Origin of the sequence: Streptomyces sp. NBC_01317 (genome assembly GCF_035961655.1) — a bacterium.
Lineage (GTDB): Bacteria > Actinomycetota > Actinomycetes > Streptomycetales > Streptomycetaceae > Streptomyces.
In genome coordinates this window covers 6,465,001-6,482,020 of record NZ_CP108393.1, presented here as the reverse complement: position 1 = coordinate 6,482,020, position 17,020 = coordinate 6,465,001, and the positions used below count along the sequence as shown (strand labels likewise).

The window sequence follows — 17,020 nt, the reverse complement described above, 5'->3', positions numbered from 1 at the left end:
CGACACAGCGACGCCCCGCTCAGCGCACCCGTCGCGGCTGCGTCAACTCGTCGTAGACGCTGAGCATCTGAGCGATCGAATCCTCTTCCGTCGGCCACGTCGCCGCCTGCGCCCGGCCCGCCGCGGCGAGTTCCTTCCTCCGGTCCGCGTCGCCGAGGAGCCGTACCACCGCCGCCGAGAGCGCCACCGAGTCGCCGTACGGCACCAACTCCGCCGCGTCGCCCACCAGATCGGGGTTGCCGCCGACCGCCGTGGCGACCAGCGGCACGCCGAGGCGCAGCGTTTCCTGCGCGAGGACGGAGCGGGCCTCCCAGCGGCTGGAGAGCAGCACCAGGTCGGCGGCGTCGAGGAGTTCGCCGACGTCGTCGCGGCGGCCGACCAGGTGGACGGGCAGGTCCCCGCTGTCGATACGGCGCTGGAGCCGCGCCCGCTCCCGGCCCTCGCCCGCGACGACGAGCAGCGGGACGGGGTCGAGGCCGCGCCACGCGGCGGCCGCGTCGAGCAGGGTGTCGTACCCCTGATGCGGGACGAGCGCGCCGACGGCCATCAGCAACGGGCGGTCGGCCGCGCCCAGTTCGGCGCGGGCCTTGTTCCGTGGGCCGTCGGGGAGCGGGCGCGCGGCCGGCACCGCGAGCGGGGCGAGCCGGGCGTCGCGCGCCCCGCGCTCCCGGGCCTGGTCGACCAGCTCCGAGGAGGTGCCGAGGACCACCGCCGCCGTCCTGACGACCCGTCGCTCCAGCAGCCGCATCAGTGATCCGCGCGCGCCCTCGCCCTGCGAGCGGGTGTGCCAGGTGACGACGAGCGGCACCCGCTGCCCGCCCAGCGCGAGCGCGGTCCGCGCGGCGGCGTGCAGTCCGTGCGCGTGCACCACGTCGGCGCCCGCGCAGACCGCCCGCAGCGCGGCGACCGCCGCCGGGTCCCCGCGCCTCGGTACCGGTACGTGGTGGGCCCCGGCGCCGCCGAAGTCGTACGAGCGCTCCAGATCGGCGGGGGCGCACACGGTCACGCGCACTCCCCTGGCGACCAGGCCGGCCGCCAGGGAGCGGACGTGCGCACTGCTGCCCGCGCTGCCGCCGCCGAGCACCTGGACCGTACGCAGTGGTGTCACGTGGCCAAGGCTCCTGGGTCGGGATCGGGGGGTACGTCAAGGATGCCAGTCCGTACGCACGTTCCGACACCGCGGATGCGTCGTTCGTGTGTCCGCCGCCTCAACTCCCCCGCCGGATTCACCCAACCGGGTGACACGTGGAGAGGGAGGTCAGCCGCCGCGCGGGCCGTCGGCGCGGGCCGTGGCGAGGAGTTCCTCGGCGTGGGCGCGGGCCGTCTCCGAGTCCTCCTGCCCCGCGAGCATCCGCGACAACTCCCTTACCCGGTCCTCGCCTTCCAGGACCGTCACACCCGAGCGCGTCACCGAGCCGTCGTTGGTCTTCTCGACCAGCAGCTGGCGGTCGGCGAACGCCGCGACCTGGGGGAGGTGGGTGACCACCACCACCTGCGCGGACTGGGCGAGTTTGGCCAGCCGGCGGCCCACCTCGACCGCCGCCTTGCCGCCGACCCCCGCGTCGACCTCGTCGAAGAGGTACGTCGGCACCGGGTCGGAGCCCGCGAAGACCACCTCCACGGCGAGCATCACGCGGGACAGCTCACCGCCCGAGGCGCCCTTGGCGATCGGCCGGGGCTGGGCGCCCGGGTGCGGGGCCAGGAGCAGTTCGATCTCGTCGACGCCGTGCGGGCCGTACACGACCGACCGGCCGCCCACCTCGATGCCGGACGTCTCGTCGGCCGCCTCCGTCTGCCGGATGTCGAACGACACCCGCGCGTGGGGCATGGCCAGCGAGGCCAGCTCCGCCGTGACGGCCTCCGCGAAGAGCGCCGCCGCCGCCGACCTGGCGTCGGTCAACGCCTGGGCGAGGCCGGACAGTTCGGCGCGCAGCGCGTCCCGCTCCGCCGTCAGCTCGCCGATCCGCTCGTCGTCGCCTTCCAGTTCGGCCAGCCGCGCCGTGCTCTCCTCGGCCCAGACGAGGACACCGTCGATATCTTTGCCGTACACGCCGTACTTGCGGGTCAGGGAGGTGAGGGACGCCCGGCGCTCCTCCACCGCGGCCAGCCGCAGCGGATCGGCGTCCAGGTTGTCGGCGTATCCCGCCAGCTCCCCGGCCACGTCCGCCAGCAGGATGGAGATCTCCCCCATCCGCTCGGCGAGCCCGGCGAGGGCCGGATCGTGCGCCCGTACGGCGTCCAGGGCCCGTCCCGCGCCCCCGACGAGCGTGGTCGCGTCGACGGCCTCCGGGTCCTCGGGGTTGCCCGCGAGCGCCGCGTGGGCGACGGACGCGGCGGAGGCCAGCGCCTCCGCGTGGCCCAGCCGCTCGGCCTCGGCGGCCAGTTCGACGTCCTCGCCCGGCAGCGGTTCGACCCCGGCGATCTCCGCCAGGCCGAAGCGCAGCAGGTCGGCCTCCTGCGCCCGTTCCCTGGCGCGGGTGGTCAGTTCGTCCACCTCGGTGGCGACCGCCCGCAGCCTGCGGTAGGCCGCCGCGTACGTGGCGTGCGGGTCCGTGACCGTCGCGCCCGCGTACCGGTCGAGGGCCTGCCGCTGCCGCGCGGGCCGCAGGAGGCCCTGCTGGTCGGTCTGGCCGTGTACGGCGACGAGGTCGTCCGCCAGCTCGGCCAGCACCCCCACCGGCACGGAACGCCCGCCGATGTGGGCGCGCGAGCGCCCCTCGGCCGAGACGGTCCTGCTGATGAGCAGCGCGCCGTCGTCCAGCTCGGCACCGGCCTCCTCGGCCCGTACCGCCGCCGGATCGCCCGGGGACAGCGTGATCCGCCCCTCGACGACCGCCGCCTTCGCGCCGATCCGCACCAGGGCGGCGTCGGCCCGTCCGCCGAGCAGCAGCCCGAGGCTGGTGACGACCATGGTCTTGCCCGCGCCGGTCTCACCGGTCACCGCCGTGAAGCCGGGCGACAGCTCGACGACCGCGTCGTCGATGACCCCGAGCGACCGTATCCGCATCTCCTCCAACACGGTCATGACCATACGAGGTCCGGGGGCCGCCGTGCGACGGACCCCACCCCCCATTCGCACGGACGTACGGTGTCCAGCCTTCCGTACGACCGGTCGCGCGGCCCTCTCCGTACCTCAGGCACCCGCCCTGACCTGCGCACGCCCGCCGGTACGGCTCAGTGCGGCGCCCCGCGCCAGCCGGAGACCGGCAGCGCGAACTTGGCCACCAGCCGGTCCGTGAAGGAAGCGTGGTGAAGCCGGGCCAGCCGTACGGGCACGGCCCCGCGCCGCACCTCCACCCGCGCGCCCGGCGGCAGCTCGACGGTCCTGCGCCCGTCGCACCACAGGACCCCGTTGGGGGTGTTCGGCTGCACCTCCACCGCCAGGACGGTGGTCGGCGAGGTGACCAGCGGCTTCGCGAACAGCGCGTGGGCGCTGATCGGCACCATCAGCAGCGCCTCCACCTCGGGCCACACCACGGGCCCGCCGGCCGAGAAGGCGTACGCCGTCGAGCCGGTAGGGGTGGCGCAGATGATGCCGTCGCAGCCGAAGCCGGTGACCGGGCGGCCGTCGATCTCCAGGACGACCTCCAGCATCCGTTCGGGCGACACCTTCTGGACGGCGGCCTCGTTGAGGGCCCAGTCCCGGTGGACGACGTCGCCGTTGCTGTGCACGACGACGTCTATCGTCATCCGCTCCTCGACCTCGTAGTCCCGGCTGACGACCCGGGCGACCACCTTGTCCAGGTCGTCGCGCTCCGCCTCGGCGAGGAACCCGACCCGGCCGAGGTTGACGCCGAGCATCGGCACACCGGAGGCGCGGGCGAACGCGGCGCCGCGCAGCAACGTGCCGTCGCCGCCGAGCACGATCAGCAGCTCACAGCCTTCGAGGACACCGGGGGTGGCCTCGGGAACGGTCTCCACGGACGACGGCAGCGGCAGGTCGACGGCCTCGCCCGCCAGCACCCGTACCCCGATGCCGTTGCGCAGCAGCCCGGTCACGACCAGTTCCGCGCTGCGGATGGCCGCGGGTCTGCCGGTGTGCGCGAGGAGGAAGACGGTACGTGGTTCGCCGGTGATGTTCATGGTGTCGCCGGTGTTCGCGGTCAAGGTGGTGTCCGCGGTCAAGGTCGTGTTCGGGGTCAAGGTCGTGTTCGTGGTCAACGGGGTCCCTCCGCCACTGCACGGTCGACGTCCGCCGGATCGAGTTCGGGCGCTCCGGCGTGGAGCCACAGAAAGTACTCGACGTTCCCGGAGGGCCCGGGCAGCGGACTGGCGGTGACACCGCGCACCCCGAGGCCCAGCGCGGCGGCCCGCCGGGCCACGGCCCGTACGGTCTCCGCGCGCAGCTCGGGGCTGCGGACGACACCTCCGTTGCCCAGCCGCTCCTTGCCGATCTCGAACTGTGGTTTGACCATCAGGACGAGGTCCGCGCCGGGGGCGGCGCAGCGCACCATCGCGGGCAGCACCAGGCCGAGCGGGATGAACGAGAGGTCACCCACGATCACGTCCACGGGCTCACCTCCGATCTGGTCGAGCGTCAACTCCCGCACGTTCGTACGGTCCTTGACGGTGACCCGTTCATCGCCCCTGAGCGACCAGGCGAGTTGTCCGTATCCGACGTCGACCGCGACCACGTGGCCGGCCCCGGCCCGCAGCAGCACGTCCGTGAAGCCGCCCGTGGAGGCGCCGGCGTCCAGGGCCCTGCGGCCCTCGACGGTGAGGCCGAGGGGGGTGAACGCGGCGAGCGCGCCCGCGAGTTTGTGCCCGCCGCGTGACACGTAGTCGGGGTCGCCGTCGTCCTCGGTGACGACCACGGCGGCGCTGGTCTCCACCTGGGTGGCGGGTTTGGTCGCGACGGCACCGCCGACCTTCACCCGGCCCGCGGCGATCAGCTGGCTCGCGTGCTCGCGGGAGCGGGCGAGTTTGCGGCGTACCAGTTCGGCATCGAGACGGCGGCGTGCCAGTCCTGCCACGTTCGGTTCAGCTCCTGTGGTCGTACGCGTGAGAGGTCGCCGGGGGCGCCGGGGGTCCCTGCGGGGCCGGGCGTGCGTCGAGCGCGGTCAGCGCGTCGCGCAGCCCCCGGTGCACATCCTCGTACACCTCCTGGTGCCCGTCGGCGGGGAGGTGGTCGGCGTCGGCCAGCCGCGTGAGCAGCTCGTCCGCGGCGGGGTCGCCGGTCGGCACCCGTTCCACCCCGAGCGGCCGGGGGGCGGCCGGCTCGAAGGCGGGCGGTGAGGCGGGCGCCGGGGAGCTGGTCGTGCCGGGCTCCTGCCCGGGGTCGGGACCGGCCGGGGGCGCCGGGGAGTCGTGCGGGTCCGCCACGGAGTCGTTCATGCCCAGACGCTACCCCGAAGCCCTGCGGTACCGTCGCTCACGATGGCGACGAAGGAGGAGTGCCGCAGCGCACTCGAGAAGCTCTCGGACAATCTGGCGGGCGCGGACGGGGACATCCGTACCGCGGCCGGCTTCGACCGTTCCCTGAGCTGCCACATCACCGATCTGGACCTCACGTTCCGGGGCGAGCTGGTGGGCGGCCGGATCGAGGTGAGGGACAGCGTGCCGGGGCCGCCGCCCGACAAGGCGCAGATCCGCCTGGCGATGACGGGGGACGACCTGGTGGCGCTGGTCGACGGCGAGCTGCACTTCGCGCGCGCCTGGGCCTCGGGACGGGTCAGGCTGGAGGCGGGCTTCCGGGACCTGCTGCGCCTGCGCGCGCTGCTCTGACGGCCGGCGCCCGGCGTTCCCGGCTCGCCGGGACGACCAGGGGGGTGCCCGTCTCCGGGTCCTCGATCACCTGGCAGCGCAGCCCGAACACCCGCTCCACCAGGGCCGCGGTGACGATCTCCGCCGGCGGGCCCTGCGCGACGATCTCCCCGTCGCGCATCGCGATGAGGTGGGTGGCGTAGCGGGCCGCGTGGTTGAGGTCGTGCAGGACGGCGACCAGGGTGCGGCCGCCCGTCTCGTGCAGCTCGGCGCAGAGGTCGAGCACATCGATCTGGTGCTGGATGTCCAGGAACGTGGTGGGCTCGTCGAGCAGCAGCAGCGGGGTCCGCTGGGCGAGCGCCATCGCGATCCAGACGCGCTGGCGCTGCCCGCCGGACAGTTCGTCGACATGGCGCCCCGCCAGGTCCGCGACGCCGGTCGACGCCATCGACTCCCCGACGATCCGCTCGTCGTCGGGCGACCACTGGCGCAGCGTGCCCTGGTGCGGGTAGCGGCCGCGCGCCACGAGGTCGGCCACGGTGATGCCGTCGGGCGCGAGGGAGGACTGCGGCAGCAGGCCGAGGGTCCTGGCGACCTTCTTGGCGGGCATCGTGTGGAGGGCCGTACCGTCCGGCAGGACCTGTCCCCGGGTGGGCCTGAGCATCCGGGAGAGCGCGCGCAACAGGGTCGACTTGCCGCAGGCGTTCGGCCCGACGATCACCGTGAAGGAGTGGTCGGGGATCGCCACGGACAGGTCGCGGGCGATGACCCGCCGGTCGTAGCCGAGGGTCACGGCTTCCGCGGTGAGGCGCTGCATGGTCGTGCTCCTGCTTCCGGGGGCGGGGTTCTGGTCGGTACGAGCTGTCGTTTGGGTACGCGCTGTCCTATGGGTACGCGCCGTCGCACGGGCCCTTCTCACACGCGCCCCGCCCTGCGCTCGGCGACCAGCAGCCACAGCAGATAGCACCCGCCGAGCACCCCCGTCACCACCCCCACGGGCAACTGCCGGTCCCCGAACGCCGAGGTGGCCAGCAGGTCCGCGACGAGCAGCAGGACCGCGCCCATCACGGCGGCCGGGCCCAGCTGGGGACCGGGCGAGCGGGTGAGCCGGCGGACCAGCTGGGGCGCGCTGAGCGCCACGAAGGAGAGGGGCCCGGCGGCGGCGGTCGCCGCGGCGACCAGCACCACGGCCGCGCCCATCAGGACGAGCCGGGTGCGCTCGACCCGTACCCCGAGCGCGTACGCCGCGTCGTCGCCCATCTCCAGCATCCGCAGCGGCCGTCCGTACCCGAGGATCAGCGGGACGAGGACCGCGCACAGGACGAGCAGCGGCCACACCTGTGCCCAGTCGCGCCCGTCGAGCGAACCGGTCATCCACAGGACGGCCCGGGTCGCGTCGACCAGGTCGGCCTTGGTGACCAGGTACTGGTTGGCGGCGGTGAGCATGGCCGCCGCGCCGATCCCGACGAGCACCAGCCGGTAGCCGTGCACCCCGCGCTTCCACGCCAGCAGGTAGACCGCGATCCCGGTCGCGGTCCCGCCGACGACCGCGCCGCCCGCGACGGCGACCGCCCCGCCGTGGAAGAGGACGATCACGCTCAGCGCGCCGACGGCCGCCCCCTGCCCGAAGCCGATGACATCGGGGCTGCCGAGCGGATTGCGGGTGACGGACTGGAAGACGGCGCCCCCGATGCCGAGGGCCGCGCCGACCAGCAGCCCCACCAGGACGCGCGGCAGCCGTACCTCCCTGACGATGAACTCCTGGGCGGGCGTGCCGTTCCCGAGCAGGGTGGCGACGACGTCACGGGGGGACAGGGGGTGGTCGCCGTGGCCGACGAGCACCACTGTGGTGGCCAGCGCGGCGGCGGTGAGCAGCAGGACGACGAGGGCGGCCCGGCGGTCGAACCGTACGGACAGGCCGCCGGGCGTCCGTATCGCCCGCACCCCGCCGGAGGACGCGGTCACAGCCGGGCCATCCTCTTGCGCCGTACGAGATGGATGAAGACGGGCCCGCCGACCAGCGCGGTGACGATCCCGACCTGGAGTTCCGAGGGCCGGGCGACCACCCGGCCGAGCACGTCCGCGCCCAGCAGCAGGACCGGCGACAGGACGGCCGCGTACGGCAGGATCCACCGCATGTCGGGGCCGGTGAGGGCGCGTACGAGGTGCGGCACCATCAGCCCGACGAAGACGACCGGCCCGCACGCGGCGGTCGCCGCGCCGCACAGCAGCGTGACGGAGAGCATGGCGAGAACGCGGGTACGGGTCAGGTGCGCGCCGAGCGCGCGGGCGGTGTCGTCGCCCAGCTCCATGGCGTTCAGCGGCCGGGCGATCAGCGCGGCGACCACCACCCCGGCGGCGATGAACGGCCCCACCTTGCCGACGGTCGGCAGATCGGCCGACGCGAGCGAGCCGACGGTCCAGAACCGCAGCCGGTCGAGCGCGGCCGAGTCGAGCAACTGGACGGCGTTGACGTAGCCGTAGAGGGCGGCCGTCGCGGCGGTGCCCGCGAGCGCGAGACGTACGGGCGTGGCCCCCCGGGTGCCGCCGAGGACGTACACGGCCGCCGAGACGACCCCCGCGCCGAGGAAGGCGAACCACACATAGCCGGTGACCGAGGTGACGCCGAGGAAGCTGATGGCGGAGACGACGGCGGCGGACGCCCCCGCGTTCACGCCCAACAGGCCGGGCTCCGCGAGCGGGTTACGGGTCAGGCCCTGCATCACGGCCCCGGAGAGGCCCAGGGCGGCTCCGACGAGCACTCCGAGGACGGTCCGGGGCAGCCGTACGTCCGAGACGATCACGTCGTTCCCGGTGCCGGTGTCATGGAACAGCCCGTGCCACACGTCCCCCAGGGGGACGGACTTGGCGCCGATCGCGATGCTCGCCACGCAGACCAGCAGCAGGACACCCACGGAGACCAGCAGCCCGGCCGCGCGCAGGCGGCGCCGGGAGCGGGGGCCCGAGGCGGGAGCGGGGGCCCGAGGCGTCCGGCTGCCGCGCCAGGGACGCCCGGCTCTGCGCCCGGCTCTGTTCGGGGGGACTGTCGACCCACACGTGGTTAGGTTAGCCTACCCTCGCAAAACATCGAGGAAGGGCATCGTATGAGCACCGTCTCCCACGTCCCGTACCGGTACTTCGACGTCCATGTGATCCGCACCGAGCGGATCACCCCCGGCATGCTCCGCGTCGTCCTCGGCGGCGCCGGCCTCGCCGCCATGGCCACGGCGGGCCGCGACCAGCGCGTCAAGCTCTTCCTGCCGCACCCCGGCCAGGACAGACCCGTCATGCCGCCCATGGAGACGGACTCCGACGACTGGTACGAGAACTGGCGCGCGCTCGACCCGGACGTCCGCGGCATCATGCGGACGTACACCGTCCGCGAACTGCGCCGCGAACCCTCCGAGGTGGTCGTCGACTTCGCGCTGCACGGCGGCGCGGACGACCCGGCGGCCGGACCCGCCGCACGCTGGGCCGGTGCGGCGGCCCCCGGCGCCCGGCTCGGTCTCCTCGCCCCCGTGGAGGAGGACAACCTCGGCTACGACTTCCGCCCGCCCGAGACCGCCGACTGGATCCTGCTCACCGGCGACGCCTCCGCGCTCCCCGCCCTCGCCGGCATCCTCGAATCCCTGGCGCCCGGCATCCCGGCCCGCGTCTGGATCGACCTCCACGACCGGGAGGACCGCCAGGACCTCCCCACCAAGGCCGACGCCGAGATCACCTGGCTGGTACGGGACACACACGGCGACTCCCCCACCACCGCCGACGCGATCCGCGCCGCCACCCTGCCGCCGGGCACGCCGTACGCGTGGGTCGCCGGTGAGTCGGCGACGGTGAAGGCGGTACGGCGCCACCTCGTCGCGGAGCGCGGATTCGACCGCAGGGCCGTGAAGTTCACCGGCTACTGGCGGCGCGGGACCTCGGAGGACCAGCTGCTCCAGGCGGACGAGGACGCCTGAGGGGACGGGCCCGCACCGCCGGGCCCGTACCACCGGCTTCGCCCCACCAGCCTCGCGCCATCAGCCCCGTACCCGCCCTACAGCCCCACAGCCCCACAGCCCCACAGCCCTACAGGTCGAGCTTGGCCAGCGCCTTGCCCGCGTCCAGGTCGGCCGCCCCCTCCCCCGCGTGGGTCCACGCCGCCGCGCACAGCGCCCGCAGCCCGTCCATCGCCCCGCCGTCCCCCGCGAGCGCCAACTCGCCGCCCCGCACGGACGCCGTCCATCCCCCGCAGCCGAACCCGCCTTCCACCTCGGCGACTTCGGGCTGCCCGGTCAGCAACCCCCGCAGATCCGCGTCCACATACGTCGGCCGGTGCGCGGGCACCGCCGCGAGCAGGCGCGCCGCGTCCGTCACCCCGGTCAGGACCAGCAGCGAGTCGACCCCGCCGTTGAACGCGCCCTCGATGTCCGTGTCCAGCCGGTCCCCGACGACCAACGGCCGCTCCGCCCCCGTACGGAGGATCGTCTCGCGGTGCATCGGAGGCAGCGGCTTCCCCGCGACCCGCGGCTCCGCGCCCGTCGCGATCCGCACGACCTCGACGGCCGCGCCGTTGCCCGGCGCGATGCCCCGCGCGCTCGGAATCGTCAGATCCGTGTTGGAGGCGAACCACGGCACGCCCCGGGCGATCGCGTAACCGGCCTCCGCGAACCGCCCCCAGGCCAGGTCGGGCCCTCCGTACCCCTGCGCCACCGCGACCGGCCCGTCGTCCGCCGACTCGACCGGTTCGAGGCCGCGTTCGCGCAGCGCGACCCGCAGCCCCTCGCCCCCGATGACGAGCACCTTGGAACCGTCGGGCACCTGCTCGGCGATCAGCCGGGCGACCGCCTGCGCCGAGGTGATCACATCGGCGGGATCGGCCGGCACCCCCAACTCCGTCAGGTGCGCGGCGACGGCGTCCGGGGGGCGCAGGGCGTTGTTGGTGACGTACGCCAGACGCATCCCCGCCTCCCGGGCCGTACCCAGCGCGTCCACCGCGTGCGCGATGGCCTCACCGCCTGTGTACACCACCCCGTCGAGATCGAGCAGAGCCGTGTCGTACGCCTCGTTCAGCGGTGTCGTACTGCCGCGGGGCCTGGTCGTGCTCTGCTGCTCGCTCATCGAGTCTTCCGCTCCTCGCTCGGGACATCTCCCCCGATCATCGCTCATCCCTTACCCCACATACGATGCACGGATGAACACCACAGGTCCGCCGGACGAGAACAGAGGTCTGCGCCTGATCCCGATCCGCGGACTGCGCTACGTCCCCGAGCGGGTGGGCAGCCTGTCCGCCGTGACCTCCCCGCCGTACGACGTGGTCATCAGGCCCGACGGACTCCACCACCTGGAGTCGGCGGACCCGTACAACATCGTCCGGCTGATCCTGCCGCAGGCCGCCACCGCCGGGGAGAGGCACCTGCAAGCGGCACAGACACTCGCGCGGTGGCTGGCGGAGGGCATCCTCGCCGCCGATCCGGAACCTGCCCTGTACGTCTACGAGCAGCGCAAGGGCGATCTGCTGCAACGCGGGGTCATCGGGGCGCTGGAGCTGTCCGTCCCGGCCGACGGGATCGTCCTGCCGCACGAGGACGTGATGGCGGACGTGGTGGAGGACCGGGCGGCCCTGATGCGGACGACGGCGGCGAACCTCGAACCGCTGCTGCTGACGTACCGGTCCGAGAACTCCACCGCCGCTACGGACGCCGCTACGGAGGCAGTCCCGACCGGTACGGGCGCGGTCATCGGACGCACCCTCACCCGGCCGCCGCTCCTCGCCACCACCACCGAGGACGGCTTCGCCCACCGCCTGTGGTCCGTCACGGACCCCGCCGACCTCGCCGAGATCCGGACCGACCTCGCGCGCCACCAGGCGCTCATCGCCGACGGGCACCACCGCTGGGCGACCTACCTGCGGCTGCGCACCGAGCATCCGGCGGGCAGCCCCTGGGACTTCGGTCTTGTCCTGCTGATCGACACGGCCCGCTACCCGCTCCAGGTCCGCGCCATCCACCGGCTGCTGCACCGGCTTCCGGTCGCGCGGGCCCTGGACGCGATCGGGGACACGTTCCGGGTCCGTACGCTCGACGTCCCGCTGCCGGAGGCCCTGGCCGTACTGGCGGAAGCCGCGTCGGAGAGCAACGCGTACCTGCTGGCCGGGGACGGCCGCTTCCACCTGGTGGACCGCCCGGACGAGGGCCTGCTGGCCCGTACGGTACCGGCGGAACAGCCCGCCGCCTGGCGGGAACTGGACGCGACGGTCCTGCACTCCACGCTGCTCGACCACCTCTGGCGGATCCCGGACGCGCCCGAGCACATCGCCTATCTGCACGACACGGCGGCGGCCGTCACCCAGGCCGAACGGGTCGGGGGGACGGCGGTGCTGATGCATCCGGTACGCGAGGAGGTCGTACGGGACCTCGCGCGCCAGGGAGTCACGATGCCGCGCAAGTCGACGTCGTTCGGCCCCAAGCCGGCGACCGGACTTGTCCTGCGGAGCCTGACGCTGGGCTGAAACGGAAAAAGGCGAGTGGGCGGACCCCGGTCGGGGTGCCGCCCACTCGCCTCACAGCTCAGTGCTTGGTGTCTTCGTCTTCGTCTTCGTCCTCGTCGTCGTCCAGGTCGGCCGCGACCTCGACCTCGACGTCGTTGTCGACCTCGTCGTCCTCGTCGTCCTCGTCATCGACCAGGGCGTCGACGAACTCGACCCCGTCCAGCTCGGCGAGACGGTCCGAGGCGTCCGTCGCGGCGTCCTTGTCCGCCTCGACGGTCTTGCCGAACCATTCGCGCGCCTCGTCCTCACGCCCGGCCGACAGCAGAGCGTCGGCGTAGGCGTAGCGAAGGCGCGCGGTCCACGGCTGTACGGAGTGGGACGCCAGCTCGGGGCCCTGCAACGTGACGATGGCGGCCTCGATCTGCCCCATGTCCCGCCGCGCTCCGGCCGCGACCATCCGCATCTCGACCTGACCGGCCTTGTCGAGCTTGGCCACCTCGGGCTCGCCGGCCATCGCCATCGCGCGCTCCGGACGGCCGAGGCCGCGCTCGCAGTCCGCCATCACGGGCCACAGGTCGACGTTCCCGGTCATCCGCTTCGCGGCCCGGAACTCGGCGAGCGCCTCCGCGTACTTCTGGGTGGCGTACGCGGCGAAGCCGGCCGCCTCGCGGACGGCCGCGACCCGGGAGGCGAGCCGCAGGGCGATACGGGAGTACGCGTACGCCTGCTCCGGGTCGTCGTCGATCAGCTGGGCGACCATGACGAGGTTCCTGGCGACGTCGTCGGCGAGCGTCTTGGGCAGGCTCATCAGCTCCTGCCGCACGCTCTTGTCGACCTCCTGACCGGTGATCTCGTCAGGGATCGGCAGCCGCTTGATGGGCTCCCGGTCGCGCTCGCGCTCGTCGCGCCGCGCGTAACCGGTCCCGCGCTCGCCGTCCCGGCTGCCGTAGCCGCCGCCGGGGCGCCCGCCCCGGTCGTCACGGCGGGCGTACCCACCGCCGCCGGACGAAGGACGGCCACCACGATCGCTGCCGCGGTCGTTGTCCCGCCGGGGACCACTGCCGCCCGGCCGGTCGTCGCGGCGCTGGTAACCGCCGCCCGCACCACCACCGGTGGGACGCCCACCACGGCTGTCGTCACGACGGGGCCCACCGGTGGACCGGTCGTCACGACGGAAACCGGACCGGTCGTCATCGCGGCGAGGGGTGCTGGGGCGCTCGTCACGCCGGTCGTCCCGCCGGAACGCGGGCCGGTCGTCGTCGCGCCGGGGCGTGCTGGGCCGGTCGTCACGGCGCTGGAAGCCACCGCCACCGCCCCGGTTGTCGTCCCGCTTGAAGGGAGGACGGTCGTTGTTGTCACGACGGGGAGCGCTGGAACGATCGTCGCGCCGGGGGCCGGCGGAACGGTCGTCACGACGCTGGTAACCGCCACTCGCCCCACCACCGGTGGGACGGCCACCCCTGTCGTCACGACGGGCCGGGCCACCACCCGTGCTGGGACGGCCGCCGCCGGAACCACCGGAACCACCGGGACGGCCACCACGGTCGTCATCACGGCGCGGACCGCTGCCAGTTGGCCGGTCGTCACGGCGCGGACCGCTCGGGCGGTCGTCACGCCGGTCGCCACGGAACGAGGGCCTGCCTTCGCCACGGTCGTCACGACGGGGCCCCGAAGGCCGGTCGTCACGCCGCTGGTAACCGCCGCCCGCGCCACCACCGGTGGGCCGACCACCACGGTCGTCGCGGCGAGGGGCCCCACCACCGGTGTTGGGCCTGCCACCGGTACTCGGCCGGCCGCCCGTGCTGGGCCTGCCGCCCGTACCGGAGCGACCACCACCAGCACCGCCGGAGGCGCCCGCACCTGCGGGACGGCCGCCACGGAACCCACCCCGGTCGCCACCGCTGTCCCTGCTGCGACGTGGCTCGCGCTCAGGTCGGTCGTCGGAGGAATTGGGGGACATCGGTGGCTCCTGTCTGCGGGTACCGCAGTAATTCTCGCGCGGCCGACCTTCGGACGCGCGTCGGGAAAGAAGTACGGGAAAAACAAAAAGGACCCTTGGTCCAGCATGAACGCTGGACCAAGGGTCCTTGAAAGATTGTTCGGCGGCGTCCTACTCTCCCACAGGGTCCCCCCTGCAGTACCATCGGCGCTGTGAGGCTTAGCTTCCGGGTTCGGAATGTAACCGGGCGTTTCCCTCACGCTGTGACCACCGAAACCCTATCGGGCTCTAGCGAACAAGCACACTCTTCAATTGAGTAAAAGACGCTAGTTCAACCGGTGCGACAGTTCGCAACCCGGGAACTACACAGTGGACGCGAGCAACTGAGGACAAGCCCTCGGCCTATTAGTACCAGTCAGCTTCGACCGTTACCGGTCTTCCACATCTGGCCTATCAACCCAGTCGTCTACTGGGAGCCTTAACCCCTCAAAGGGGGTGGGAGTTCTCATCTCGAAGCAGGCTTCCCGCTTAGATGCTTTCAGCGGTTATCCCTCCCGAACGTAGCCAACCAGCCATGCCCTTGGCAGAACAACTGGCACACCAGAGGTTCGTCCGTCCCGGTCCTCTCGTACTAGGGACAGCCCTTCTCAAAACTCCTACGCGCACAGCGGATAGGGACCGAACTGTCTCACGACGTTCTAAACCCAGCTCGCGTACCGCTTTAATGGGCGAACAGCCCAACCCTTGGGACCGACTCCAGCCCCAGGATGCGACGAGCCGACATCGAGGTGCCAAACCATCCCGTCGATATGGACTCTTGGGGAAGATCAGCCTGTTATCCCCGGGGTACCTTTTATCCGTTGAGCGACGGCGCTTCCACAAGCCACCGCCGGATCACTAGTCCCGACTTTCGTCCCTGCTCGACCCGTCGGTCTCACAGTCAAGCTCCCTTGTGCACTTACACTCAACACCTGATTACCAACCAGGCTGAGGGAACCTTTGGGCGCCTCCGTTACTCTTTAGGAGGCAACCGCCCCAGTTAAACTACCCATCAGACACTGTCCCTGATCCGGATCACGGACCCAGGTTAGACATCCAGCACGACCAGAGTGGTATTTCAACGACGACTCCACCTGAACTGGCGTCCAAGCTTCACAGTCTCCCACCTATCCTACACAAGCCGAACCGAACACCAATATCAAACTATAGTAAAGGTCCCGGGGTCTTTCCGTCCTGCTGCGCGAAACGAGCATCTTTACTCGTAGTGCAATTTCACCGGGCCTATGGTTGAGACAGTCGAGAAGTCGTTACGCCATTCGTGCAGGTCGGAACTTACCCGACAAGGAATTTCGCTACCTTAGGATGGTTATAGTTACCACCGCCGTTTACTGGCGCTTAAGTTCTCAGCCTCGCCACACCGAAATGTGACTAACCGGTCCCCTTAACGTTCCAGCACCGGGCAGGCGTCAGTCCGTATACATCGCCTTACGGCTTCGCACGGACCTGTGTTTTTAGTAAACAGTCGCTTCTCGCTGGTCTCTGCGGCCACCCCAAGCTCAGGAAGTAAATTCCGTCACCCAAGATGGCCCCCCTTCTCCCGAAGTTACGGGGGCATTTTGCCGAGTTCCTTAACCATAGTTCACCCGAACGCCTCGGTATTCTCTACCAGACCACCTGAGTCGGTTTAGGGTACGGGCCGCCATGAAACTCGCTAGAGGCTTTTCTCGACAGCATAGGATCATCCACTTCACCACAATCGGCTCGGCATCAGGTCTCAGACTCATGTGTGACGGATTTGCCTATCACACGCCCTACACCCTTACCCCGGGACTACCACCGCCCGGGCTGGACTACCTTCCTGCGTCACCCCATCGCTTACCTACTACCACCTTGGTTCGACGGCTCCACCACTCCCCTTTGCCCGAAGGCTCCAGGACGGCTTCACGGCCTTAGCATTAATGGATTCGATACTGGGCGTTTCAAAGCGGGTACCGGAATATCAACCGGTTGTCCATCGACTACGCCTGTCGGCCTCGCCTTAGGTCCCGACTTACCCTGGGCAGATCAGCTTGACCCAGGAACCCTTAGTCAATCGGCGCACACGTTTCTCACGTGTGTATCGCTACTCATGCCTGCATTCTCACTCGTGAACCGTCCACTACTAGCTTCCGCTGCGGCTTCACCCGGCACACGACGCTCCCCTACCCATCCACACACCCGTTGGGGCTATATATGTGAATGACACGACTTCGGCGGTACGCTTGAGCCCCGCTACATTGTCGGCGCGGAATCACTTGACCAGTGAGCTATTACGCACTCTTTAAAGGGTGGCTGCTTCTAAGCCAACCTCCTGGTTGTCTCTGCGACTCCACATCCTTTCCCACTTAGCGTACGCTTAGGGGCCTTAGTCGATGCTCTGGGCTGTTTCCCTCTCGACCATGGAGCTTATCCCCCACAGTCTCACTGCCGCGCTCTCACTTACCGGCATTCGGAGTTTGGCTAAGGTCAGTAACCCGGTAGGGCCCATCGCCTATCCAGTGCTCTACCTCCGGCAAGAAACACACGACGCTGCACCTAAATGCATTTCGGGGAGAACCAGCTATCACGGAGTTTGATTGGCCTTTCACCCCTAACCACAGGTCATCCCCCAGGTTTTCAACCCTGGTGGGTTCGGTCCTCCACGACCTCTTACAGCCGCTTCAACCTGCCCATGGCTAGATCACTCCGCTTCGGGTCTTGAGCGCGCTACTATACCGCCCTATTCGGACTCGCTTTCGCTACGGCTTCCCCACACGGGTTAACCTCGCAACACACCGCAAACTCGCAGGCTCATTCTTCAAAAGGCACGCAGTCACGACCCTATGTGTAAACACATAGAGCGACGCTCCCACGGCTTGTAGGCACACGGT

13 protein-coding genes and 2 rRNA genes (1 of these 15 cut by a window edge) are annotated in these 17,020 nt (G+C 71.1%); 3 read left to right on the top strand and 12 right to left on the bottom strand.

The annotated features are described in order from the left end of the window. Positions 1–19: 19 nt before the first annotated feature. The 5 genes from OG349_RS28225 to OG349_RS28205 form a co-directional block, all read right to left on the bottom strand. A complete protein-coding gene (locus OG349_RS28225) occupies positions 20–1,108 on the bottom strand; it encodes a glycosyltransferase family 4 protein (RefSeq protein ID WP_327237256.1) in 1,089 nt (362 codons plus the stop codon). A gap of 150 nt (positions 1,109–1,258) precedes the next feature. Further along, positions 1,259–3,031 carry a DNA repair protein RecN gene (gene recN / locus OG349_RS28220; protein ID WP_327237255.1) on the bottom strand — a complete coding sequence of 591 codons (1,773 nt, stop codon included), beginning with the start codon at positions 3,029–3,031 and terminating at the stop codon, positions 1,259–1,261. Between the two features lie 143 nt (positions 3,032–3,174). Then, positions 3,175–4,083 (bottom strand): NAD kinase, encoded by a 909-nt coding sequence (locus tag OG349_RS28215; RefSeq protein WP_327238760.1) that lies wholly within the window; start codon positions 4,081–4,083, stop codon positions 3,175–3,177. Between the two features lie 74 nt (positions 4,084–4,157). Beyond that, a complete protein-coding gene (locus tag OG349_RS28210; RefSeq protein WP_327237254.1) occupies positions 4,158–4,973 on the bottom strand; it encodes a TlyA family RNA methyltransferase in 816 nt (271 codons plus the stop codon). Between the two features lie 7 nt (positions 4,974–4,980). Continuing rightward, complete coding sequence (locus OG349_RS28205) at positions 4,981–5,334, bottom strand: hypothetical protein (RefSeq protein ID WP_327237253.1); 354 nt, start codon at positions 5,332–5,334, stop codon at positions 4,981–4,983. 42 nt (positions 5,335–5,376) lie between these two features. On the opposite strand from OG349_RS28205, the gene OG349_RS28200 reads away from it, so the two are divergent. Beyond that, positions 5,377–5,724 carry a sterol-binding protein gene (locus OG349_RS28200; protein ID WP_327237252.1) on the top strand — a complete coding sequence of 116 codons (348 nt, stop codon included), beginning with the start codon at positions 5,377–5,379 and terminating at the stop codon, positions 5,722–5,724. Here OG349_RS28200 and OG349_RS28195 read toward each other — a convergent pair. The 3 genes from OG349_RS28195 to OG349_RS28185 form a co-directional block, all read right to left on the bottom strand. After that, positions 5,672–6,520 (bottom strand): ABC transporter ATP-binding protein, encoded by an 849-nt coding sequence (locus tag OG349_RS28195; RefSeq protein WP_327237251.1) that lies wholly within the window; start codon positions 6,518–6,520, stop codon positions 5,672–5,674. The two genes, OG349_RS28200 and OG349_RS28195, sit on opposite strands and share 53 nt — an antisense overlap. Positions 6,521–6,618: 98 nt before the next feature. Further along, positions 6,619–7,668 carry a FecCD family ABC transporter permease gene (locus tag OG349_RS28190; protein WP_327237250.1) on the bottom strand — a complete coding sequence of 350 codons (1,050 nt, stop codon included), beginning with the start codon at positions 7,666–7,668 and terminating at the stop codon, positions 6,619–6,621. Continuing rightward, complete coding sequence (locus OG349_RS28185) at positions 7,665–8,627, bottom strand: FecCD family ABC transporter permease (protein ID WP_442806429.1); 963 nt, start codon at positions 8,625–8,627, stop codon at positions 7,665–7,667. The genes OG349_RS28190 and OG349_RS28185 overlap by 4 nt, the downstream gene beginning before the upstream one ends. A 180-nt stretch (positions 8,628–8,807) precedes the next feature. Here OG349_RS28185 and OG349_RS28180 point away from each other — a divergent pair, with 180 nt between their 5' ends. Next, positions 8,808–9,662, top strand: coding sequence for a siderophore-interacting protein (locus OG349_RS28180; protein WP_327237249.1), 855 nt, complete (start codon positions 8,808–8,810; stop codon positions 9,660–9,662). 109 nt (positions 9,663–9,771) lie between these two features. Here OG349_RS28180 and OG349_RS28175 read toward each other — a convergent pair whose 3' ends face one another. Continuing rightward, entirely contained in the window at positions 9,772–10,803 is a 1,032-nt protein-coding gene (locus OG349_RS28175) for an HAD-IIA family hydrolase (RefSeq protein ID WP_327237248.1), read from the bottom strand. A 73-nt stretch (positions 10,804–10,876) separates the two neighbouring features. On the opposite strand from OG349_RS28175, the gene OG349_RS28170 reads away from it, so the two are divergent. Further along, on the top strand, positions 10,877–12,193 hold the full coding sequence (locus OG349_RS28170; RefSeq protein WP_327237247.1) for a DUF1015 domain-containing protein: 1,317 nt from the start codon (positions 10,877–10,879) through the stop codon (positions 12,191–12,193). A gap of 58 nt (positions 12,194–12,251) precedes the next feature. Here OG349_RS28170 and OG349_RS28165 read toward each other — a convergent pair whose 3' ends face one another. From OG349_RS28165 to OG349_RS28155, 3 genes are all read right to left on the bottom strand, one after another. Continuing rightward, entirely contained in the window at positions 12,252–12,980 is a 729-nt protein-coding gene (locus OG349_RS28165) for a hypothetical protein (RefSeq protein WP_327238758.1), read from the bottom strand. Between the two features lie 1,289 nt (positions 12,981–14,269). After that, positions 14,270–14,386: ribosomal RNA gene (rrf, locus tag OG349_RS28160) — 5S ribosomal RNA — on the bottom strand. A gap of 110 nt (positions 14,387–14,496) precedes the next feature. Then, positions 14,497–17,020, bottom strand: a 23S ribosomal RNA gene (locus OG349_RS28155); it runs 600 nt beyond the window's last position.

What these genes read in the sequence shown, in the direction of transcription:
- OG349_RS28200 (WP_327237252.1), top strand. Translation starts at nt 5,377, where the DNA reads ATGGCGACGAAGGAGGAGTGCCGCAGCGCACTCGAGAAGCTCTCGGAC.
- OG349_RS28170 (WP_327237247.1), top strand. Translation starts at nt 10,877, where the DNA reads ATGAACACCACAGGTCCGCCGGACGAGAACAGAGGTCTGCGCCTGATC.
- OG349_RS28195 (WP_327237251.1), bottom strand. Translation starts at nt 6,520, where the DNA reads ATGCAGCGCCTCACCGCGGAAGCCGTGACCCTCGGCTACGACCGGCGG.
- OG349_RS28215 (WP_327238760.1), bottom strand. Translation starts at nt 4,083, where the DNA reads ATGAACATCACCGGCGAACCACGTACCGTCTTCCTCCTCGCGCACACC.
- recN (WP_327237255.1), bottom strand. Translation starts at nt 3,031, where the DNA reads ATGGTCATGACCGTGTTGGAGGAGATGCGGATACGGTCGCTCGGGGTC.
- OG349_RS28165 (WP_327238758.1), bottom strand. Translation starts at nt 12,980, where the DNA reads ATGAGCCTGCCCAAGACGCTCGCCGACGACGTCGCCAGGAACCTCGTC.
- OG349_RS28180 (WP_327237249.1), top strand. Translation starts at nt 8,808, where the DNA reads ATGAGCACCGTCTCCCACGTCCCGTACCGGTACTTCGACGTCCATGTG.
- OG349_RS28205 (WP_327237253.1), bottom strand. Translation starts at nt 5,334, where the DNA reads ATGAACGACTCCGTGGCGGACCCGCACGACTCCCCGGCGCCCCCGGCC.
- OG349_RS28175 (WP_327237248.1), bottom strand. Translation starts at nt 10,803, where the DNA reads ATGAGCGAGCAGCAGAGCACGACCAGGCCCCGCGGCAGTACGACACCG.